The organism is Streptomyces sp. NPDC087300, from assembly GCF_044744425.1.
GTDB lineage: Bacteria > Actinomycetota > Actinomycetes > Streptomycetales > Streptomycetaceae > Streptomyces.
Window position 1 is genome coordinate 71282 of sequence record NZ_JBIUYI010000003.1, and the last position, 21297, is coordinate 92578.

The 21297-nt window shown below is 72.5% G+C and carries 13 protein-coding genes (1 of these 13 running past the window's edge); 7 read left to right on the forward strand and 6 right to left on the reverse strand.

Annotated elements, in window-relative coordinates:
- A protein-coding gene (locus ACIO9J_RS11230) for a non-ribosomal peptide synthase/polyketide synthase (protein ID WP_401996116.1) crosses the window boundary here: on the reverse strand, positions 1 to 6350 show its 5' portion. It extends 12637 nt beyond the left edge of the window; only the first 6350 of its 18987 coding nucleotides appear in the window; it begins with the start codon at positions 6348 to 6350; its stop codon lies beyond the left edge, outside the window.
- A 568-nt stretch (positions 6351 to 6918) separates the two neighbouring features.
- On the opposite strand from ACIO9J_RS11230, the gene ACIO9J_RS11235 reads away from it, so the two are divergent.
- The 3 genes from ACIO9J_RS11235 to ACIO9J_RS11245 all read left to right on the forward strand — a co-directional run bounded on the left by ACIO9J_RS11235 (position 6919) and on the right by ACIO9J_RS11245 (position 9551).
- Positions 6919 to 7311: a winged helix-turn-helix domain-containing protein gene (locus ACIO9J_RS11235; RefSeq protein ID WP_401996119.1), complete on the forward strand. Its 393-nt coding sequence runs from the start codon at positions 6919 to 6921 to the stop codon at positions 7309 to 7311.
- 23 nt (positions 7312 to 7334) lie between these two features.
- Positions 7335 to 8150: an alpha/beta fold hydrolase gene (locus tag ACIO9J_RS11240; protein WP_401996122.1), complete on the forward strand. Its 816-nt coding sequence runs from the start codon at positions 7335 to 7337 to the stop codon at positions 8148 to 8150.
- Between the two features lie 192 nt (positions 8151 to 8342).
- Positions 8343 to 9551 carry an IS701 family transposase gene (locus tag ACIO9J_RS11245; RefSeq protein ID WP_401996125.1) on the forward strand — a complete coding sequence of 403 codons (1209 nt, stop codon included), beginning with the start codon at positions 8343 to 8345 and terminating at the stop codon, positions 9549 to 9551.
- A gap of 94 nt (positions 9552 to 9645) precedes the next feature.
- Here ACIO9J_RS11245 and ACIO9J_RS11250 read toward each other — a convergent pair whose 3' ends face one another.
- The 4 genes from ACIO9J_RS11250 to ACIO9J_RS11265 form a co-directional block, all read right to left on the reverse strand.
- Complete coding sequence (locus ACIO9J_RS11250) at positions 9646 to 10416, reverse strand: tryptophan 2,3-dioxygenase family protein (RefSeq protein WP_401996128.1); 771 nt, start codon at positions 10414 to 10416, stop codon at positions 9646 to 9648.
- A gap of 4 nt (positions 10417 to 10420) precedes the next feature.
- The gene (locus ACIO9J_RS11255) at positions 10421 to 11701 is read right to left on the reverse strand and encodes a pyridoxal phosphate-dependent aminotransferase (protein ID WP_401996131.1); all 1281 of its coding nucleotides are present in this window, start codon (positions 11699 to 11701) and stop codon (positions 10421 to 10423) included.
- A gap of 148 nt (positions 11702 to 11849) precedes the next feature.
- Positions 11850 to 12596 (reverse strand): SDR family NAD(P)-dependent oxidoreductase, encoded by a 747-nt coding sequence (locus tag ACIO9J_RS11260; protein ID WP_401996133.1) that lies wholly within the window; start codon positions 12594 to 12596, stop codon positions 11850 to 11852.
- A gap of 37 nt (positions 12597 to 12633) precedes the next feature.
- The gene (locus ACIO9J_RS11265) at positions 12634 to 13605 is read right to left on the reverse strand and encodes a thioesterase II family protein (RefSeq protein ID WP_401996136.1); all 972 of its coding nucleotides are present in this window, start codon (positions 13603 to 13605) and stop codon (positions 12634 to 12636) included.
- A 263-nt stretch (positions 13606 to 13868) separates the two neighbouring features.
- Between ACIO9J_RS11265 and ACIO9J_RS11270 the strand changes: the two genes are divergently transcribed.
- A complete protein-coding gene (locus ACIO9J_RS11270; RefSeq protein ID WP_401996139.1) occupies positions 13869 to 15080 on the forward strand; it encodes a cytochrome P450 in 1212 nt (403 codons plus the stop codon).
- A gap of 129 nt (positions 15081 to 15209) precedes the next feature.
- On the opposite strand, the gene ACIO9J_RS11275 is transcribed toward ACIO9J_RS11270, so the two are convergent.
- Positions 15210 to 17012, reverse strand: a complete 1803-nt coding sequence (locus ACIO9J_RS11275) for a non-ribosomal peptide synthetase (RefSeq protein WP_401996142.1) — start codon at positions 17010 to 17012, stop codon at positions 15210 to 15212.
- A 294-nt stretch (positions 17013 to 17306) separates the two neighbouring features.
- Between ACIO9J_RS11275 and ACIO9J_RS11280 the strand changes: the two genes are divergently transcribed.
- From ACIO9J_RS11280 to ACIO9J_RS11290, 3 genes are all read left to right on the forward strand, one after another.
- Complete coding sequence (locus tag ACIO9J_RS11280) at positions 17307 to 19208, forward strand: flavin reductase (RefSeq protein ID WP_401996145.1); 1902 nt, start codon at positions 17307 to 17309, stop codon at positions 19206 to 19208.
- A 91-nt stretch (positions 19209 to 19299) separates the two neighbouring features.
- A complete protein-coding gene (gene ddaH, locus ACIO9J_RS11285; protein ID WP_401996148.1) occupies positions 19300 to 20163 on the forward strand; it encodes a dimethylargininase in 864 nt (287 codons plus the stop codon).
- Positions 20164 to 20205: 42 nt separating this feature from the next.
- Positions 20206 to 21111 (forward strand): phytanoyl-CoA dioxygenase family protein, encoded by a 906-nt coding sequence (locus ACIO9J_RS11290; RefSeq protein WP_401996151.1) that lies wholly within the window; start codon positions 20206 to 20208, stop codon positions 21109 to 21111.
- Positions 21112 to 21297 lie beyond the last annotated feature (186 nt).

Below are 21297 nucleotides of genomic sequence, written 5' to 3' on the forward strand. Positions count from 1 at the left end.
ATCTCGCGCGGGCTGACTTCGAGGCCGAGCGCGCGGGCGCGGGAGACGACCTGGATGGAGCGGATGCTGTCGCCGCCGATGGTGAAGAAGTCGTCGTCCACACCCACCCGGTCCAGACCCAGCACCTCCGCGTACACGGCGGCCAGGACGCTCTCGGCCGGGGTGCCCGGCGCGCGGTAGGTGGCGCCCATGAACTCGGCGTCGGGCAGCGCCTTGCGGTCGAGCTTGCCGTTGCGGGTGAGCGGCAGCCGGTCAAGGACCACGAACGCGGACGGCACCATGAACTCCGGCAGCCGCTGCGTCGCGAACGCCCGCAGCTCGCTCGTCGTCACGCCGGAGTGGATGTCGATGTCGCCACCCTCGGGGGCGTCGCCGCCCGGGACCACGTACCCGACCAGTTGCTTGCCGCTGTCGCCGACGTCGCGGGCGATCACCGCGGCCTGTGCGACGCCCGGGTGGGCGAGCAGCGCGGCCTCGATCTCGCCGGGCTCGATGCGGAAACCGCGCACCTTGACCTGGGCGTCGCCCCGGCCGAAGTACTCCAGCTGTCCGTCGGCGGTCCAGCGGGCCAGGTCGCCGCTGCGGTACATGCGGGAGCCTGGCGCGCCGAAGGGGTTGGCGACGAAGCGCTCGGCGGTCAGCGCGGGACGCCCGTGGTAGCCGCGGGCCGCGCCGAGCCCCGCGACGTACATCTCGCCGATGACGCCGGTCGGCGCGGGCTCCATGTCCGGGCCGAGCACGTACACCTGGACGTTGCCGATGGGCACGCCGATGGGGCTGGCGCCCTGGTCGGCGGAGTCGGCGGTCAGCTCCAGGTGGGTGACGTGGACGGTGGTCTCGGTGATGCCGTACATGTTGATCAGGGCGGGCGGGTTGGGCAGGTCGCCCGGGTACCAGCCGCGTAGCCGTGCCGGATCCAGCGCCTCGCCGCCGAAGACGACCATGCGCAGCGGCGACGCCCGCTCGGGTTCGGCGGCGCGCGCGCTCACCAGCTCGTAGAACGCGGACGGCGTCTGGTTGAGCACGGTGACGCCGGTGTCGAGGACGAGCCGCCACAGGGCGTCCGGCGAGCGGACCACGTCCCACGTCACGACGACGACCCGCCCGCCGTACAGCAGCGCGCCCCACAGTTCCCACACGGAGAAGTCGAACGCCTGCGAGTGGCACCACGCCCACACGTCGTCCGGGCCGAAGCGGCACCAGTGCTCGGTGCCCGCGAACAGCGAGACGACGTTCTGGTGGGTGACGGCGACGCCCTTGGGCCGGCCCGTGGAGCCGGAGGTGTACATCAGGTACGCGAGGTGCTCGGGAAGCAGCGCGGGCGCCGGGTCGCGGTCGGCGTCGGGGCCCGTCTCCGGCAGGTCCGCCAGGTAGAGCGCGGGCAGTCCGGTGTCCGGCAGCGTCGGGTGGACCTCGGCGTCCGTGAGGAGCAGCCGGGGCGCGGCGTCGGTGAGGATGTAGTCCAGGCGCGCGCTCGGGTACTCGGGGTCGATCGGCAGGTAGGCGCCACCGGCCTTGACGACGCCGAGCAGCGCGGTGACGAGCTCCGGGGAGCGGGGCAGCGCTACGGCGACGGTGGTCTCCGGGCCGACGCCGCGCCGGATCAGCTCATGGGCGAGGAGGTTGGCGCGCCGGTTGAGCTGGCGGTACGTCAGGGAGGTGTCGCCGAGGACGACGGCGACGGCGTCGGGGGTCTCCGCCGCCCAGCGCTCGAACATGGCGGGCACGGTGAGGTCGGGGACGGGCCGTGCGGTGTCGTTGTACGCGGTGAGCAGCGCCTGCCGTTCGCCGTCCTGGAGGACGTCGACCGCGCCTACGCGCTGCGCGGGGTCGGCCGTCAGACGGCGTACGAGGGTGACGTAGCGGTCGGCGATGAGCGCGGCCGTGGCGTCGTCGAACAGGTCGACGGCGTACTCGATCGAGCCGAGCACGGTGCGGCCGCCGTCGGTTCCGCCGTCGTCGTGCTGCTCGGCGAGCATGAAGGACAGGTCGAACTTGGCGGTGCCGTTGGGTACCGGGGCCAGCGTTCCGTGCGCATCGCCGAGCGACAGCTCCGACCACGCGCTCTGCCAGGCGAACATCACCTGGAAGAGCGGGTGGTAGGAGGTCGAGCGGTCCGGGTTGATCAGCTCGACCAGGCGCTCGAAGGGCACGTCCTGGTGGTCGAAGGCGCCGAGCGTCTTGTCCCTGACCTGGGCGAGGAAGGCGTCGAACCGGGGGTCGCCGTCGAGTTCGGCGCGCAGCACCCAGGTGTTGACGAAGAAGCCGACCAGGTCGGCGAGCGCCTCGTCGGTGCGGCCCGCGACGGGCGAGCCGATCGCGATGTCGTCGCCCGCGCCGAGCCGGTGCAGGAGCACGGCGAGGGCCGACTGGAGCAGCATCGGCACGGTGACGCCCTGCGCGCGTGCGGTGCGCTCGACGTCTGCGAGCAGGCCGGTGTCGAGGGTGAAGCGCACCATGCCGCCGCGGTGTCCCGCGGTGGCGGGGCGGGGCCGGTCCACGGGCAGTTGGAGCGGCTGCGGCACACCCGCGAGCTCGCGCTCCCAGTAGGCGGACTGCTCCGCGAGCGTGCTGCTGAGGTCGTCGACGTCGCCGAGCAGTTCGCGCTGCCACAGCGTGTAGTCGACGTAGTCCACCGGCAGCGGCGGCCAGTCGGGGACGGTGCCTGCGAGCCGTGCCGCGTACGCCGTGGCCAGGTCGCGGGCCAGCGGCAGCGCGGACTCACCGTCGCCCGCGATGTGGTGCACGACGAGGACCAGGACGTACGACGTGTCGGACGTGCGCAGGAGGGTCAGGCGCACCGGCAGGTCGGCGGCGAGGTCGAAGGGCTCCGCGACGGCCCGCGCGACGGCGTCCGCCATGTCCTGCTCGGCGACGTCGAACAGCGGCACGTCCACCGTCAACTCGTCTGCGGGGACGACGTGTTGGTAGGGGGTGCCGGTCTCGTCCTCGTGGATCAGGGTGCGCAGCGCCGCGTGCCGGACGAGCACGTCCCGCACGGCGCCGGTCAGCGCCCGCTGGTCGACGTGGCCGGTGAGGCGGGCGGTGAGCGGGATGTTGTACGTCGCCGACGGGCCCTCGAAGCTGTCGATGAACCACATGCGCCGCTGGGCGTACGACAGCGGTGCGCGCTCGGGGCGGTCGGCGCGGGCGGTCAGGGCGGCCCTGGCACGGGTGCCGCGCGCGACATGGGCGGCGAGCGCGGCCACGGTGGGGGTCTCGAAGACGGTGCGGATGGGAACTTCGGCGCCGAGCACGGCGCGGATCCGGCCGGTGAGGCGGGTGGCGAGCAGGGAGTGCCCACCCAGGCCGAAGAAGTCGTCGTCGACGCCGACCCGGTCCACGCCGAGGATCTCGGCGAAGAGGCCGGCGAGTATCTGCTCCTCGGGGGTGGCGGGCGCCCGGTAGACGCCGGCGGTGAACTCCGGCTCGGGCAGGGCCTTGCGGTCGAGTTTGCCGCTGGAGAGCACGGGCAGCGCGTCGAGCGGCACCACCTGGGCGGGGACCATGAACTCGGGGAGGCGGGCGGCGACGAAGGCCCGCAGCGCGTCGGAGTCCACGCCGTCCGCCGCCGTCTCGTCGAGCACCGCGTAGCCGACCAGGCGCTTGTCACCGCCGCCGCTCTCGCGGGCCACGACGACGGCCTGGGCGACGGCCGGGTGGGCGAGCAGCGCGGCCTCGACCTCGCCCGGCTCGATGCGGAAACCGCGCACCTTCACCTGGAAGTCGCCGCGGCCGATGTAGTCGATCGCCCCGTCGGGGCGCCAGGCGACGACGTCGCCGGTGCGGTAGATGCGGGCGCCGGGCACGAAGGGGCTCGCGACGAAGCGGTCGGCGGTGAGTCCGGGGCGGTTGAGGTAGCCGCGGGCGAGCTGGACGCCCGCGAGGTACAGCTCGCCGGGGACGCCGGGGGCGACCGGGCGCAGCGCCCCGTCCAGGACGTACACCTGCGTGTTGTGGACGGGGGCGCCGATCGGCACTCCCGTGGCGCCGGGCGCGGGCCGGTGCTGCCAGGCGGTCACCTCGACGGCCGCCTCGGTGGGCCCGTAGAGGTTGTGCAGCTCGGCGTGCGGCAGGAGGCGGGCGAACTCGTCGGCGACCTCGACCGGCAGCGCCTCGCCCGCGGCCTCCACGCGCCGCAGCGAGCGGCACTCCTCGACGCCGGGCTCCGCGAGGAAGGCCGCGAGCATGGAGGGCACGAAGTCGGCGTCGGTGACGCCTTGTTCGCGTACGAGATCCACCAGATAGGCGGGGTCGCGGTGCCCGTCGGGGCGGGCGATGACGAGGGCGGCGCCGACCTGGAGCGGCCAGAAGAGCTCGGGCAGCGACACGTCGAAGCCGATGGAGGTCTTCAGGAGCATGCGGTCGTCGGGGGCGAGGCCGTAGCGGGCGTGACCCCAGACGAGCCGGTTCATGATCGACCGGTGTGACACGAGGACGCCCTTGGGGCCGCCGGTGGACCCCGAGGTGTAGATGACGTACGCGGCGTGGTCGGGGTGGACGGTGACGGCCGGGTCGTGGTCGGGCCGCGCGTCGAGGCCTTCGGGGAGCTCTTCGATGAGGAGCAGCGGCCCGGCGTCGTCGAGCATGTATGCCACGCGTTCGGCGGGCAGGTCGGGGTCGAGCGGCAGATAGGCGGCGCCGGTCTTGAGTACGCCGTAGACGGCCGTCAGCAGGTCGAAGGAGCGGGGCAGCCGGAGCGCGACGAGCTGTTCGGGGCCCGCGCCACGGGCGATGAGGTGGTGGGCGAGGCGGTTGGCACGCCCGTTGAGTTCGCCGTACGAGAGGGTCTCGCCCTCGAAGACGAGCGCGGTGGCGTCGGGCGTGCGGCGGACCTGTTCCTCGAAGGCGGCGATCAGGGTGCGGGCAGCCGTGGGCCCGGCCTGCGCGCCGGTGGCGTTCCACTCCTCGACGACCTGGTGGCGCACGTCGGGGCCGAGCAGCTCGGCGGTGCCCACGCGGGCGTGCGGGTCGGCGGACGCGGCTGCCACGAAGGTGGTGAACTGGTCGGCGAGTGACGCCAGTTGCTCGCAGGTGTAGCGCTCACCCGGGGCGTCGAAGCGGATGTACAGGTCGCTGTCGGCGCCGCCGTCCCGGTAGGTGGAGATCATGACCTCGTCGACGGCGCCGAAGCTGCCGCCCGCGAAGGTGGCCGGGCTGCCCCCGAGGTCGAGGCCTTCGACGAACGGGATGACGTTGAGGACCGCGCCGAAGGGGCTGCCCCCGGCGAATCCCGTCTGCCCGGTGGCCCGTTGGATCAGGGAGACCTGGTGTCCCGCGTGCCGGAAGACGGTGCGCTTCTCGTCGGTGAGGGTCTCCGCGAGCTCGGCGAACGTGGCGCCGTAGGGGACCTCGACGCGCAGCGGGAGGCTGTTGGAGAGCAGGCCCGGGGTACTGCGCTCGGCCCCGATGCGGTTGTTCACGGTGAACGCGAACTGGATCTCGCGCTGATCGCAGACGTGCCGGAAGAAGGCGGCGGCCGCGGCGGTGAGCAGCGCGGGGAAGGTCAGTCCCGCGCTCTGGGCCGCGGACTCCCAGCCGTCGGCCCGGAGCTTGGGGACGGCGACGGTGTGCTGGGCGACGCCCATGGCTGCGGCGACGGAGGACCAGTCGTCGGCGCTCCGGCCCGCCTGTTCCCCGCCCGCCGGGGCACGGCCGCCGGAAGGACCCTGCGCGGCGGGCAGGCGGACCGCGTCGGGGGCGTCGGTGAGGTAAGTGCGCCAGAAATCCGCGTCCTTGGCGAACCGGGCGGACGCGCGGTAGCGGGTGTCGCGCTCGACCAGGGCATCGGGTGTGGCGGCGGCAGGGCGGGCCGGCAGCGGCTCGCCGGCCAGGAGAGCGGAGTAGACCTCGGCGATGCGGCGCGACAGGAGGCCGATCACGCCGTACGCGTCGGTGACGATGTGGTGGAAGACCAGGACCAGCAGATGGTGTCCGTCCGCGCGGCGCACGGTGCCGACCCGGTACAGGGTGTCGTGCGCGAGGTCGAAGGGCACCCGCACGCACTCGGCGACCACGTCACGGGCGGCGGCCCGGGGATCGTCGGCGGCGCTGACGTCCACGAAGAAGGGGGCCGGGTCCGGGACTTCACCGGTACCCGCGTCGATGGCATCCGCGCCCGTGCCCGCGTCCACGGCGTCCGCGCGCAGCGTCTGGCGGGGCCCCGCGCCGCCTTCTCCGCGACGGAAGTTGACGCGCACCGTGTCGGTCTCGGCAAGGACGGTGCGCAGCGCGGTGTCAAGCACCTCGATGTCGAGGCCGCCGCGCACGTCCCAGCAGACGGCGACGTTGTTCGACACGTCCGGGTTCAGCTCCTGCGCGAGCCACAGGGCCTCCTGTGCCGATGACAAACCCAATGGACGCAAAGTGACCATCCCCTTGCTCAGAAGAAGTGAGAACCCGGAGACCCCGGAAAACTGGAAAATGCAACGTGTCTCACCATCGCCAGCCGAGAATGGCGAGTCAAGCACGCAGAAAGAGATTGGATAGGTACGGAATCCCGCCCTCCGGCCGTACCGGTTACCTCGTTCTGTTTTTTCGTTGCCGGAAGAACTAAGCACGCCCTACTGTCGGTTCGACCGTCGGACACCGGCGAGCGGCCGGGACGGCTCACGTCCGTCCCGTCGGCAGGACAGACGAGCGAACGACTCATCGTTTCCCCAGGTGGCAGCGGATTTACCACGTCACCCGGCAGCGGCTCGTCCCTCTCTCCGCACTCCACCACTCCATTGATTCCGTCATTGGCATCACGCCTCGGGGGCTGTCGTGGTCAAGAGTTCCAAGAATGAAGTCAAGTTTGTGCGATGGCCCGCCCAGGCGGCCTTGCGCAGTCAATGCAAAACCGAATCCATTCCCTGCCTGCTCATTGTGGAAGCGGGCGCGGAACCGCCTCTGTGCAGCGATCCGCGCGAGGACTGGGTGCGCGCTCCCATTTCGAAGGCGGACCTCGCGGCCCGGGTGAAGGCGCTGCAACAGAGGGCGGCGGGACGCCGTACGCCCGTTCTCGATTCGGCGGGCACACTGCATTACGACGCGCAGTCGGTGAGCATCTCCTCCACCCAGACCGAGCTGATGGAGCTCTTCGTCGAGCACTTCGGCTCGGTGGTCCACCGCGGCGAGCTCAAGCAGCGGCTCGCGGAGACCGCCAACGGCGATCCCTCCCGCAACTCGCTCGATCTGCACATCATGCGCCTGCGCCGGCGCGTCGCCGCGGTCAACCTGGCCATCCGCACGGCCTGGGGCCGCGGCTACCTCCTCGAACCCTGCGAGGAGTCCGAGAACGTCGACCGGACGCGGGCCCACGGCGCCTGACCGCCCGCCCCCAAGGAGCCCTCGTGCCGACCACACTCATCAACAGCATCCGCGTGCACTACGAGGACACGGGATCCGGCGACGCCCCGGTCCTCATGATCATGGGCACCGGAAGCGGCGGTCAACCCTGGCACCTGCATCAGGTGCCCGCACTCGCCGCCGCGGGCCATCGCGTCATCACCGTCACCAACCGGGGCATACCTCCCACGGACGAGTGTGCCGACGGATTCACCGTGATGGACATGGCCGCCGACGCGATCGCCCTGATCGAGCACCTCGACCTGCCACCCACCCATGTGATCGGCACCTCGCTCGGGGCCCGCATCGCGGCCGAGACCGCCCTGGCCCGCCCGGACCTGACGGACCGTCTGGTCCTGCTCGCGGCCTGCGCGCGGGACGACCGGATGCGGCTCGCCCTGTCCGCCGCCGAGCGCGAGATGCAGGAGGCCGGCATCGTCGCGACGCCCGCCTACCGCGCCGCGGTCAAGGCCCTGACCTACCTCTCCCCCACCACCCTCGCCCAGGACACGACGGTCGGCCAGTGGCTCGAACTCTTCGAGCTCTACGACGGGGACGGCACGGCCCCGGGCGTCCTCGCCCAGGAGCGGCTCCAGCCGCTCCCCGCCCGCCTCAACGCGTACGCCGCGCTGCGCGCGCCGACCAAGGTGATCTCCTTCGCCGACGACCTGGTGACCCCGCCGCACCTGGGCGCGGAACTGGCGGCGGCCATCCGCGGCGCCCAGTACGAGGTGATCCCCGACTGCGGCCACTTCGGCTACCTGGAGCGGCCGGAGGCGGTGAACCGCAGCATCCTCACCTTCCTCGGCACGGCTCGCTGAGCACCCCGGCCCCGGGTGCCTCCGGGGCATCCGGACCCCCTCAACTCCCCTGTGAGTTGAGGGCAATTCACCATGAACCAGGATCCTGTCCCCAGGTTTTCCCGGGGACTTCAAAAAAAGAGAACGTTCGCTATGCTCTTTCCTGAGCCCGCTCGCCAGAACCTCATGGCCGGCCCAGGGAGGGACCGCATCATGCCTGCTCACGATCTGACGCTCACTCAGCGCATGCCGTCCGCCTCGGAATTCGCCGACCAGGTCTTCGGCTCCCTGCCGCGCGCCGATCAGCGGCACTGGGGCCGGGCCTACGTCATGGCGCTGCTCGCGACCGAGGGCAAGAAGACCGTCCGGCGGCTCGCCTCCTCGGTCTCCGCCTCGGCGACCGCGTCCCAGTCCATGCACCAGTTCGTCAACGCGAGCCCGTGGGAGTGGATGCCCGCCCGCGCCGAGCTGACCCGCTGGGTCGCCGCCAGGATCGCACCGCAGGCCTGGGTGCTCGACGTGGCGGTGCTGCGCAAGCGCGGCGACCACTCCTGCGGCGTGCACCGCCGGTTCCTGCCGGAGGCCGGACGCTCGGTCAACTGCCAGGTGGGCGTGGGTGCCTTCCTGGCCGGCACGGCACGGGAGCGGGAAGGCGCGGCGGCCGTGCCGGTGGACTGGCGGCTGCTCCTGCACGGCGGCTGGGCCGAGGACCCGGAGCGCAGGGCGCGCGCCCGCGTGCCGTCCGGCATCCGGCCGCAGCCCGTCGGGCAGTACGCACTCGACCTGGTGGACGCCGGGCTCGGCGGCCGCAGGCTCGGCTCCTTACCGGTCGTGGCGGACCTGACGGGACACCCCGGGACGAGCACGCTGGTACGTCAACTGGTCCGCAGGGGCCGGGACTTCGTCGTCGCCGTGCCGGGCACGATGCCGGTGCTCCCCGCCGAAGCGGTGCGGGTCGGCGCCGGTCGCACGGGAGGCGGCTCCCCCGCGTCCCCGGCCGCCGGCGCGGCCCCCGTCGAGGCGTGGACGTGCCTGAGCCCGTCGCCGAACGACAACCGCCGCTACGACAGCCGCGACCGCTCCGTACGACGGCCCGCCGTGCTCAGCGGACTCGTGCAGCTGCCCGGGGTGCGGCCGCCGCTGCAGCGGGTGCACCGCCTCGTCGCGCTGCGCCACGTGCACGCCGGGACCGCACCGCGGCTGTGGCTCACGAACCTGGTGCACCGGCGCCCCGACGAACTCCTCGCGCTCGCCTCGCTCGCGGCCCGCGCCGGGGCCGCGACCCGCCGCATGGAGGACGACTACGGCCTGCTCGACTTCGAGGGCCGCTCCTACCCCGGCTGGCATCACCACATGACGCTGGTGTCGGCGGCGCACGCGTACGGAAGCCTGGGCGGCGAGGCGCTCGACGCGGCGGCGTGACGGCCGACGCGGGCGGGACGCGGCAGAGGGCGACAGCACGTGGTCGGGCCCCCGGTGTGTGCCACCGGGGGCCCGACCACGTGGCGCTAAGGCCTCAGTTCTGGTGCGCGTGCGCGCGGGCGTAGTCCTCGTGCACCTGGCTGCGCATCCGGCGCAGTTCGGTGAAGGGGAGCGTGATGCGCGCCGCCAGATACGCGGCGCCCGACGTGCCCGCCGTGCCGGGCTTGTCGCCGAGCGTGCGGGACATCAGGGCCAGATGACCCACCTTCCATCGCCAGTAGTCGTTGCCGATGTCCATCAGGGTCTCGGCGATCCGGTGGAAGACTCCGGCGGGGGCGCCCCTGCGGCAGACCTCCATCGCGGAGGTGTCCGCCCTTTCGAGCGCCACGAGGTACGACTCGTAGAGTCGGCCCGGTATCTGGTCGTCACCGAGCAGCCGGTGCAGCTGGGCGAACTGAACCGACTGGGCGCCGCTCGCGCTGCCCAAGTAGGGGCGGAATTCCGCGAAGTGACGCAGCGGCAGTTTCTCCAGGGCGACGAGCTGCTGCTGGAGGACCCGGAAGAGCTCCTCGACCCGCAGCAGATACTCGACGGCCACTTCCGGATCGCCGTCACCGAACTGGCTGTCCAGCGTGTCCACCGCCGCCTCCAGATCGGCGACGATCTGCTTGAGCCACAGCTCGCAGGACTGGTGGGTGACGATGAAGAACTGCTCGGAGAGGACGACCGCGCGGTCCACGGTGTCCGGGGTCTGCGGGACCTGGAGGGAGAGCAGGGTGTTGAGGTGGAGGTAGTCGGCATAGGTGAGGCGCGCGGGTGCGTCCGGTGCGGACCGGGACGTGGATCCGGGTGTGGAGGTGGACATCAGCTCACTCCTGCTCGCAGCTGCGGACGAATTCGAGGATCCGGCTCACACCGGTGCGCAGTGTCCGCGGGTCCACGCAGAAGGCGATCCTGACCAGATGGCGCGACCAGGGCGCGAAGCCCGCGGACTCGATCCGCCCCGCCGCGTCGAGCCGGGGCTGCATCGCGAACCCGGCGCCCGCCACGACCGCGACGTCCTGCGCCTCCAGCAGCTTCATGCTGAAGGCCGCCGCGTCGAGCCCGGTGCGCGAGACGTCGAGCATCGCGTACCAGCCGCCCGCGGGCAGCTCCCGCAGCAGGCCCGCGTCGACCAGCGGCGCGAGGAGGGTGTCGCGGTTGCGGCGCACCATCTCGCGATGGGTGTCGGTGACGCCGGGCAGCGCCAGTGCGGCGATGCCCGCGTACTGCACGGGGGTGCAGGGCGCGATGATGCTCGCCTCCTGCACCACGCGCAGGGCCTGCGCCGTGGGCTCGTTGGCGGCGGCGACGTAGCCGAGCCGGTAGCCGGTCATGGCGAGGCTCTTGGAGAGGGTGTACACGCTGTGCACGATGCGCTCGTCGACGGGCACGTCGCGCTCCAGCGAGGCGAGGGAGATGTGCTCGCCCTCGTACACGAAGTGCTCGTACGCCTCGTCGCTGATCACCTGCCAGCCCTCTTCGCGCGCCAGGGCGAGCAGCGCGGCGAGCCGCTCGGCGTCCATGGTGACGCCGGTCGGATTGGTCGGGGAGTTGATCATCAGGACCCGGGTACGGGGACCCGCGGCGGCGCGGACCGCCTCCGGGGTGGGCCGGAAGTCCTCGCCGAGCGGGTAGAACACCGGCTTGAGCCCGGCGAGCAGGGCCTGCTGGAGGTGGACGGGCCAGTGCAGTTCGGGCAGCAGGATCTCCGCGCCCGGCTCGGCGAGTGCCTTCATCAGGGCGGACAGGCCCTGGGCCGAACCGGGGCTGACGAAGATGCGGGACACGTCGCTGTCGACCCGGTTCTCCCGCGCCAGCTTCTCGGCGATCGCCTCCCGCAGCTCGACGAGGCCCTCGACGGTGGTGTAACTGGTGCGGCCCAGCTGGACCGCGTCCATCAGGGCCTTGGCGACGTCGTCGGGCGGCAGGAAGTACGGCTCGCCGACGTGCAGCTTGATGATCTCCGCGCCGGTCTCGCGCTCCTTGCGCTCGGCGGCCCGGTAGATGTCCATCAGGCAGGAGGAGGGAATCGTCCGGGCGACGGACCGGCCGGCCAGGGGGTCGGCGGGGGGCCGTACGTCGGGGCGGGCGGGGCTTCGCGTGGTCATGCCACCTCCAGGGGTGGGATCGGGAAGGCGGCCGGGACGGCCGACTGATCTGACGTACCGTCAAAATGTGCTGGAGTGCGCCGTGTCGGCGAGGTGGGGGTGCTGATCTGTGTACTGAGGTCGGTGTCGTGCCGTGCTGCTCCGTACGTCAGGCGGTACGGCCGCCGTCGACCGGCATCAGCGCGCCCGTGATCCACCCCGAGAGCTCCGGGTCGATCAGGAAGCACACCAGGGGGGCGACCTCGTCGCCGTCGCCGAACCGGCCCATCGGGGTGGCCGCGAGCAGTCCGGTGCGCAGCGCCTCGGTCCCCCCTGCGGTCAGGCCCGCCTCGTGCCAGAGAGGGGTGTCCACGGGACCGGGCAGTATCGCGTTGATCCGTACGTCCGGGGCGAGTTCACGGGCGAGCGAACGGGTCAGGCTGTTCAGGGCGGCCTTGCTCGCGCCGTAGGCGGATCGTCCGGGCATGGACAGCACGCCGCCCACGGAGGAGACATTGACCACCGCGCCCCGGTGGGCGCGGAGTTGGGGCAGCGCGTGCCGGACGAGCTCGGCCGGCGCGCGTACGTTCACGGCGAACATGGCGTCGAAGTCCGCGGCCCCGCTCTCCGCCAGCTTGCCGAAACGGGCGAGTCCCGCGTTGTTGACGACGGCGTCCACCCGGCCGAAGCGCGCCACGGCCGCGTCGACGATGCGCGCCGCCGCGTCGGGCGCCGCGACGTCGGCCGCGACCACTTCCACGGGGGTGCCGAGGCGCCCGGCCAGCTCCTTCAGGGGCGCCTCACGGCGGCCCGCGACGCACAGCAGGGCTCCGGCTCGCGCGGCGCGCTCGGCGATGGCCGCGCCGATGCCCGAACCGGCTCCGGTGACGATCACCGACTTCCCTTCGAGACTCACGGGGGCTCCTTTCTGCGGATTTCTGCGGACCAGGTGGTCAGGCGGGTTGCGCCAGGGGCAGGGCGTCGGCCGACAGGGCTGCCAGGATGTCCGGGACGAGCTCGGCCGTGCCCGCGCCAGTGCCCGCGCCCATGGCCGTGGTCGTCCCGGTCCCGGCTCCCGCCGCCGTGCCGTCGTCGGCGTAGAAGTGCCCGCCGGGATGGGGCAGTACCGTGAACGCCCCGGCCGTGACACGCCCCCACTCCGTGACGCGCCCGGCGTCCACGAGCGGGTCGCGCCTGCCGAAGTAGCAGCGCACCGGGCAGCTCAGCAGGCCGGAGACCGGGTGCGGACGGTAGGTCTCGTTGGCGGTCAGGTCGGCGCGCAGGGTGGGCAGGAGCAGGTCGCGCAGCTCGGGATCGTGGGCCACCTCGGCCTCGAACCCGCCGAGGCCGGTGACGGTCTCCCACAGCGTGGTGTCGTCGGCCCGGTGCAGACCGCCGTCCCGTACGTCGTGCGGCGCGGCGCACCCCGAGACCAGCAGGTGCGCGGGCTCGCACCCCGCGTCGCGCAGGGCGAGCGCCGTCTCGTAGGCGACGAGCGCGCCGAGACTGTGGCCGAAGAAGGCCGTCGGCGCGGGCTCGGCGGTCCCGCCGTACGCCGTGTTCTCGTACGTCGTGTTCCCGTACGCCGTCGCGAGCTCGTCGGCGACCGCCGCAGCCATCGCCCGGACGGAGCCACTCGGGCGCTCCGCGAAACGGTCGCCGCGGCCGGGGAACTGGACGGCGAGGAGTTCGACGTCCGAGGGCAGCGCGGCGGCCCAGTGGGCGTAACTCGCCGTGGAGCCGCCCGAATGCGGGAAGCAGACGAGGCGGGCCCGCGGCCGGGCGGCGGCCCGCAGGGTGCGCACCCAGGTGGCACCGCGTCCCCGGCGCGCTCGTGGCTGCGGCTGTGTCGGCACCGGCGCCAGCGCCTGGGCCCGCGCCTTCTTCCGTACCTGCGACGGCGACTGCGACTGCGTTCTCGGCACGATCCACCTCACACACTCGGTTCCGGCCTGTGTCCGGCAGGACCCGAGAGTGGCACGGCGGCGGACGTGTGCCCGGCAATCTTTCCCTTGTCCGTCAGCTGCCCGTCAGCGGCGCCGCCGGGCCCCGTACGCACTCGAAAGAGGTCGGCAAGAAGCGCCCACCCGAGGCGCCGGGGCTGTGACGATCCCAGCGACCGTGCCGCGCGCCTCCCGCGTGACATGTCAGGCACCGTGCCGCGCGACGTCCCGACAGGAGAACCCGGATGAGCCTGCCCTTCGCGCTTGCCCGCTCGCTCGACCTCACCGATCCCGCGACGTTCGCCGCGCACGATCCGCGCGACATCTGGCCGGAGATCCGGCAGCGCGAACCCGTCTACTGGCACGAGGCCAGGGACGGCAGGCCGGGCTTCTGGGTGGTGACCCGGCACGCCGACGTACTGGCCTGCTACAGCGACGCGGCCGGCCTCGCGTCCGGGCGCGGCACGGTCCTCGAAGTCCTGTTGCAGGGCGACGATCCGGCCGGCGGCAAGATGCTCGCGGTCACCGACCGGCCCCGGCACCGTTCGCTGCGCCGTCTGATGCTGCGCGCGTTCAGCCCCCGGGTGCTCGGGCACGTCGCCGAACGCATCGCGTCGCGCACCTCCCGGCTCATCGCGTCCGCCACCGCCCTGGGCGAGTTCGACTTCGCCACGGAGGTCGCCGAGCAGCTGCCGATGGGCATCATCTGCGATCTGCTCTCCGTCCCCGAGCAGGACCGCAAGCAGCTCCTGGAGTGGAGCAAGTCCGCGCTCGCCGCCGAGGGCCCGGACGACGGGGCCCTGGACTCGGTGAGCGCCCGCAACGAACTCGTCCTGTACTTCATGGACTTGGCCCTGGACCGCAGGGCCGCCCCGGGCGACGACGTGGTGAGCATGCTGGCGACCAGCGAGGTGGACGGCGCCCGCCTCACGCCCGAGGAGATCGCGCTCAACTGCTACAGCCTGATCCTCGGCGGCGACGAGTCGTCCCGGATGGCCGCCACCGCCGCCGTGAAGGCACTGGCGGAGAACCCCGCGCAGTGGCGGGCGCTGCGCGACGGCGAGACCGGCACGGAGACCGCGGTCGAGGAGGTGCTGCGCTGGTCGACCCCGGGCATGCACTTCGCGCGCACCGCCACCAAACCCCTGACGATCGGCGGTAGTTCGGTCCGGACCGGCGACATCGTCACGCTCTGGAACACCTCCGCCAACGACGACGAGGAGGTCTTCGCCTCCCCGCGCTCCTTCGACCTGGCCCGCACCCCCAACAAGCACGTCGCCCTCGGCCACGGCTCGCACTTCTGCGTCGGCGCCTTCCTGGGCCGGGCGAGCCTGCGCTCCCTGCTCGACTCCCTGACGCGGAGCGTCCGGCACATCGAGGTGCACGGCACTCCGGAACGCGTGCACTCCTCCTTCCTGTTCGGCCACCACTCACTGCGGGTGTCGTTCGAGGGCTGAGGCCGGGCATGAACAGCAGGAAAGTACCGCTGACAGTACGGAGGGACCGCTCACCGAGGTGAGCGGTCCCTCCGTACTGTCAGCGGTCTCCTGGCCGCACTGTCAGCGGTCTTTTGGCCTCCGCCCGGCTCAGCCGACCAGGTCCGGCACCCGTGTCTCGCGCACCGTCCTGGCCAGCTCCCCCAGCGTGCGCGCCTCGAAGATCGAGCGCATCGGGATGCTCGCCTCGAAGGTGCGGCGGATGCGGCGGGCCAGGGACGCGGCGAGGATGGACTGGCCGCCGAGCTCGAAGAAGTTGTCGTCGAGACGGACGTCCGTGACGTCGAGGATCTCGCCCACGAGGTCGAGCAACCGCTGTTCGTCCGGGGCGACTTCACCGCCGGACAGGGTGGCTACGGAGGTCCGCGGCTCCTCCGGACGCGGGACGGCGTCGCGCAGCGCGGACCTGTCGATCTTCCCGTTGGACGTGGTCGGAAATCCGTCGAGGACGAGTACGGCCGAGGGGACCATGTGCTCGGGAACCTGGGCGGCAAGGAAGCGGCGCAGGTCCTGGCCGGTCAGGGCGGGGCTCGCGGGGGCCGTGACGTACGCGATCACCCTGGCGTCGGCGAGGCCGCCCTCGACGAGGACCGCCGCGAGGGACACGTCGGGGTGCTGGGCCAGGCGGGTCTCTATCTCGCCGAGCTCGATGCGGAAGCCGCGCACCTTCACCTGGTTGTCCGCACGGCCGGTGAAGACGAGCTCGCCGTCGGGGCGGCGCCGGCCCCGGTCGCCCGAGCGGTACATGCGCGCCCCGGGCGGCCCTGCCACATCGGGCACGAAGCGGGTGGCGGTGACGCCGGGGCGGCCGAGGTAGCCGCGTGCCTGACCGCTGCCCGCCAGGTAGAGCTCGCCCTCCTCCCCTTCGGGGACCTCGCGCAGCCGCTCGTCGAGGACGTACACGCGGTTGCCTGTCCACGGGGTGCCGATGCTGACCTCGTCGGCGTCGGTGACCGGGCCCGCGACGGTCGCGCCGACGGTCACCTCGGTGGGGCCGTAGCCGTTGAACATACGGCGGCCCGCCGACCATTCGCGGACCAGCGTCTCGGTGCAGGCGTCGCCCGTGGACATGACGGTGCCGCCGACGAGGACGCCCTCGCTGTCGGTGACGCTGAGGGCGACCGGGGGCAGCACGGCGTGCGTCACGTCGTGCCGCAGCAGCGTGTCACGCAGGGGCTGACCGGGGAGTATGTCGTCCGCTTCGGCCATCACCAGGGTCGCGCCCGAGAGCAGCGCGAGCGTCAGGTCCCAGAACGCGGCGTCGAAGCTGATCGACGCCCACTGGAGGACCCGGTCGCCGGGCCCCGGGCCGATGACGTCCGCCTGTGTGGCGACCATGTCGGCGACGCCCGCGTGCGGCACGGCGACGCCCTTGGGGACGCCGGTGGAGCCCGAGGTGTAGATGACGTACATCAGGTGGTCGGGGGTGAGCGGGGCGAGACGGTCCGCGTCGGTGAGGTCGGCCTCGTCGCCCGGTCCGGCCGCAGCACCGGGACCGGCACCGACCGGAACGAACTCCGGTGCCTCAAGGACCAGTTCGGGGATGCCGGGCGCCGGGGACGGCACCTCGGGGGTGCGCAGCATCAGGACGGGGCGCGCGTCCTCGACCATGCGGGTCAGCCGCGGCGCCGGGTAGTTCGGGTCGAGCGGCAGATAGGCGCCGCCCGCCTTGAGCACCGCGAGCACCGCGACGACCAGGCCGTCGGAGCGGGGCAGGGAGAGCGCGACCAGGGTGTCCGGGCCCACCCCGTGGGCGACGAGGCGCCGTGCGAGGCGGTTGGCGCGGGCGTTCAGCTCGCGGTAGCCGAGGGTGCGGTCCTTGAAGACGAGCGCGGGGGCGTCGGACTCCCGCGCCACGATCGCCTCGAAGAGTTCGGGAACTGTCGACACCATGCGTTCGGACCCTTCTCGATAGGGGGCTTCACTGATGACGAACGTAGGCGAGATTCGCCCCGCACACGGCCGCGTGAAAGACGCATGAAAGGCATCGCCCCGATCTCCGGCGGCTGGTGAAGAATTGCCGTCAGGTCGCCGACAGACCGCATCTCAACGGGCCTGACCTGCATGGACGTCGCCTCCCCGGAATCCTTGCCCGGCCCTTGCGGCAGATCCGGAATTCCTTCTCCCCGTCGGCCCGTGCGCCGCCCGACGGAGTTGCCCGCCAAGGAAAGAAAGGAGAAAGCAATCGTGGACACCGTCTCCTTTGCCGCGCCCCTTCTCGTCCTCGCGGCGATCCTCCCCACCGCTCTCGCGGGGCGCCGCTTCGCCCGGCTCGTCGGGCGGCCCCCGGTGGCCGGCGAGGTGGTGTTCTGCACGCTGCTCGGCGCGGTGCTCGTGACGTGTGCGGGGTGGGGCGGGGACTTCGCGCCCGGCCGTGAACTCCTCACGCAGCTCGGGCAGTTCGGGCTCGCGCTGTTCCTGGTCGGGACGGCCCACGAGGTGCGCGGCAGCGCGTTCGTCGCGCCCTGCCGCACCGCGTCCTGGCTCTCCGTCGCCGCCGCGCTGCTCCCGATGGCGGCGGGAGCGGGCCTCGCCGGGTGGGTACTGGCCTACGGCACACCGGAGTTGCGCGGTGCGGCGCCCGCCTCCGCGCTCATCCTGGTGGTCACCGTGGCCCTGTCGAGCACCGCGGTCCCCGTCCTCGCCACCGCGCTGCGCAACCGCAATATCCAGAACAGCCCCGCGAGCCGTCTCGCCACGGACCGCGCCGCGTTCGTCGAGGCGGTCATCTGGGTCCTGCTCGCCGCCACCCTCGGCCTCGCGGCGGGTGACGACGGACCCGGCCGCACGGCACTCGTGCTCGGCGGCGGTCTCGCGGCCGCGTACGTGCTGCGCAGGCTGGCCCGGACCACGGCCGTCAGGTCCTTCGCCGCCCGCTTCCCGCTCGGCGTACTGCTCCTGATCGCCGCGCCCGCCGCGCTCGCTGTGCATCTGCGCGGGCACGTGGGACTCGCGGTGCTGTGCGGCGCGGTCCTGGTCGGCACCGCCCTGCCCGCCGACGGACGCCGGGGCTCGTTCACGCTGAGCTCGCGCACCCTGGCCGGACTCGGCAGGCTCACGCTGCCGGTGCTCTTCACCCTGACCGGCACCGCCGCCGTCGCCGCATCGCCGCCCGCGCTGCCCTGGACCGCGCTGCTCCTGGGCGGCACACTCGCCGTCCTCGCCCGGCTCGCGGGCAGCGGCCTCGCCGCGGTGGCCTGCGCGCGGCGCGGCGGCACCCCCCGTACGCGCGCCGAAGCCCTGCGCCTGACCGCGCTGCTCAACACCGGCGGACTGACCGAACTCGTCGTCCTGCAAACCGGATACGCGGCCGGCATCCTCACTCCCGGCGTCTATCTCGCCCTGCTCGTCATGGCGCTGGCCGCCACCGGCCTCAGCGGACCGCTGCTGTGGACCGCGGACCGGCGCGCCAAGGCCGCAACGCCCGCGTGGGGCCGCCGCGCGGCGGGCCTCGCGACGGCACCCGGTGGCCCTGCCGCAGGCCCCACCCTCCTGCACCGCTCCGGCCCCACCGGTCCCGGCCCCGACCCCGTCGCCCCCGCGGCCGACGCGGTCCTGACCACCGTGGACTCGGCGGCTCGGACGACTCTCCCTACCACCGGCCCCGACCCCGACCGCTTCCGTTCTCTGCTGGCGGGCTTCCCCGACGGGATCGCCGTCGTCACCGCGACCGGCGCCGACGACGGTCCGCTCGGCACGACCTGTTCGTCCCTGTGCGGCGTCATCCTCGAACCGCCCACGCTGCTCGTGCGGATGCGGCTCGGCAGCGCGACGCTCGACGCGGCGCTGCGCAGCGGCCGGTTCGCCGTGAACCTGCTGCACGGCCGGGGGCGGGCAGCCGCCGACGTGATCGCCGCCGGCGGCCCCGACCGCTTCGACCGCCTCTCCTGGCACCGCACCGAGCGCGGCGCGGGCCCTCATCTCACCGACGCGGCACGCACGATCGCCGACTGCCGGATCACCCGGACCGTACGCGTCGGCACCCAGCGGATGGTGTTCGGCGAGGTGTACGACATCACCGAACCGGCCGCCGCGGAGCCGCCGTCGCCGTCCGGGCCGCGCCACCACGGACCCTGGCCGGGCGCCTGACACCGCCCCGGCCCCCACCTGCTTCCCTCCTCGCCGCACGGCAGCACCCTGCCGTCGGCAGTGCTCGAACCGCCCTACGAACTGGAGTGTCATGACCACTGTCACCGCCCCCGTCACGGCCACCACCACCCCGGCCGCCCGTGTCGCGCGCACCCGTAGGTATCTGATGTGCCGTCCCACTCACTTCGACGTCACCTACGCGATCAACCCGTGGATGGACCCGGCCAAGCCCGTGGACACTCCGCTCGCCGTCGCCCAGTGGGAGCGGCTGCACGACCTGTACGTCCAGCTCGGCCACCGGGTCGACCTGATCGACCCGATCCCCGGTCTGCCCGACATGGTCTTCGCCGCCAACGGCGCCACCGTCGTGGACGGCAAGGTGCTCGGCGCGCGGTTCCGCAACGCGGAGCGGGTCGCCGAGGGCCCCGCGTACCTGGAGTGGTTCCGCACGCACGGTTTCACCGAGCTGCTCGACCCGGAGTACGTCAACGAGGGCGAGGGCGACTTCCTCGTCACCGGCGACTACGTCCTGGCGGGCAAGGGCTTCCGCTCCACGCCCGAGGGCCACTTCGAGGCGCAGGAGTTCTTCGGCCGCCCGGTCATCGGCCTCGACCTGGTGGACCCGCGCTACTACCACCTCGACACCGCGCTGACCGTCCTCGCCGAGAACGAGGTCATGTACTACCCGGGCGCCTTCTCGCAGGGCAGCCTCGCCGTGCTCCGCCAGCTCTTCCCCGACGCGGTGCTCGCCACGGCCGACGACGCGGGGGTCTTCGGCCTCAACGCCGTCAGCGACGGCAGGCACGTGATCCTGCCCGAGGCCGCGAGTGGCCTGGCCGCCAAGCTGCGCGAGCGGGGCTTCGAGCCGATCGGCATGGACCTGTCCGAGCTGCTCAAGGGCGGCGGCAGCATCAAGTGCTGCACCCTCGAGCTCCGCGAGCGCCGCGCCGTCTGAGATTTCCAGCACCCGTTCAGTTACCGAAAGGCAGGAAGAACCATGTCGTCACTGGCTGAGATCGCCGAGCAGTACGAAAGGGACGGTTTCGCGATCCTGCGCAACGTCATCGACCAGGACGTGATCGCCGAGGCCCGCGCGCACGTGGAGTGGCTGGGCACCAAGTACCCCGAGCTGCGCCCCGAGGAGTACCACCACCCGCTGATGCGCAACGACGCGTTCTGGGTGCGGATGGTCACCGACAAGCGGCTCGTGGACATCGCCGAGTACTTCCTCGGTGCCGACGTCGCGTGCTTCACCGCGCACTACGTCAGCAAGCCGCCGTACGACGGACGGCCCGTGCTCTGGCACCAGGACGGCGCCTACTGGAAGCTCGACCCCATGGAGGCGCTCACGGTGTGGCTCGCCGTGGACGAGTCCAAGGAGGAGAACGGCTGCCTGCGCATGATTCCCGGCAGCCACGTCATCCCGATCCAGCCGCCGCGCCCGCGCACCGACGTGCCCAACATGCTCTTCTCGCAGGCGCGCGACGAGCTCGTCGCGGAGTGGGTGGCGAAGGCGGGCGTCGTCACCATCGAGCTGGAGCCGGGCGACGTCTCCATCCACCACCCCAACCTGCTGCACTACTCGGAGCCCAACACCTCGGCCAAGCGCCGCTGCGGACTGGACATCGGCTACATGGCGGCCACCACGTCCATCTCCAACGAGGGCCTGTACCTGGACCCGGTGCTGGTGCGCGGCGAGCCGGTGCCCGGGGTCAACAACTACCGTCCCTACCCGGTGTGGGACGAGGACGAGACCATCCCCTTCGACGGCAGCGAGGGCTGGAACGCCCACGTGCGGGAGGTCAACTCCCGCTTCGGCAGCGCCAAGACGGACGGGGAGACCCCGCTGGAGACCACCCACCGCATGGTGGAGCGGCTGCGGGAGGGCACGGTGACCCGCTGAGGCACCGGGAGCTCCCCCGCCGCACAAGTGAATCGACGACCCTCGGACAGGGGTGCGCGAACCTCCCCCGGACGCGCACCCCTTCGCCGTACTTGCCGTACCCGTGCACGCCCCGCGCTCGCGCATCCGGGCACGTTCCCCCGCGGACATCCGTCCGACTCGATCTGACACCCGACCTCACAGGAG

Excerpts from the sequence above, each read along its gene's own strand:
- ACIO9J_RS11245 (WP_401996125.1), top strand. The coding sequence starts at position 8,343 with ATGCCTGCTCACGATCTGACGCTCACTCAGCGCATGCCGTCCGCCTCG.
- ACIO9J_RS11250 (WP_401996128.1), bottom strand. The coding sequence starts at position 10,416 with ATGTCCACCTCCACACCCGGATCCACGTCCCGGTCCGCACCGGACGCA.
- ACIO9J_RS11255 (WP_401996131.1), bottom strand. The coding sequence starts at position 11,701 with ATGACCACGCGAAGCCCCGCCCGCCCCGACGTACGGCCCCCCGCCGAC.
- ACIO9J_RS11270 (WP_401996139.1), top strand. The coding sequence starts at position 13,869 with ATGAGCCTGCCCTTCGCGCTTGCCCGCTCGCTCGACCTCACCGATCCC.
- ACIO9J_RS11275 (WP_401996142.1), bottom strand. The coding sequence starts at position 17,012 with ATGGTGTCGACAGTTCCCGAACTCTTCGAGGCGATCGTGGCGCGGGAG.
- ddaH (WP_401996148.1), top strand. The coding sequence starts at position 19,300 with ATGACCACTGTCACCGCCCCCGTCACGGCCACCACCACCCCGGCCGCC.
- ACIO9J_RS11290 (WP_401996151.1), top strand. The coding sequence starts at position 20,206 with ATGTCGTCACTGGCTGAGATCGCCGAGCAGTACGAAAGGGACGGTTTC.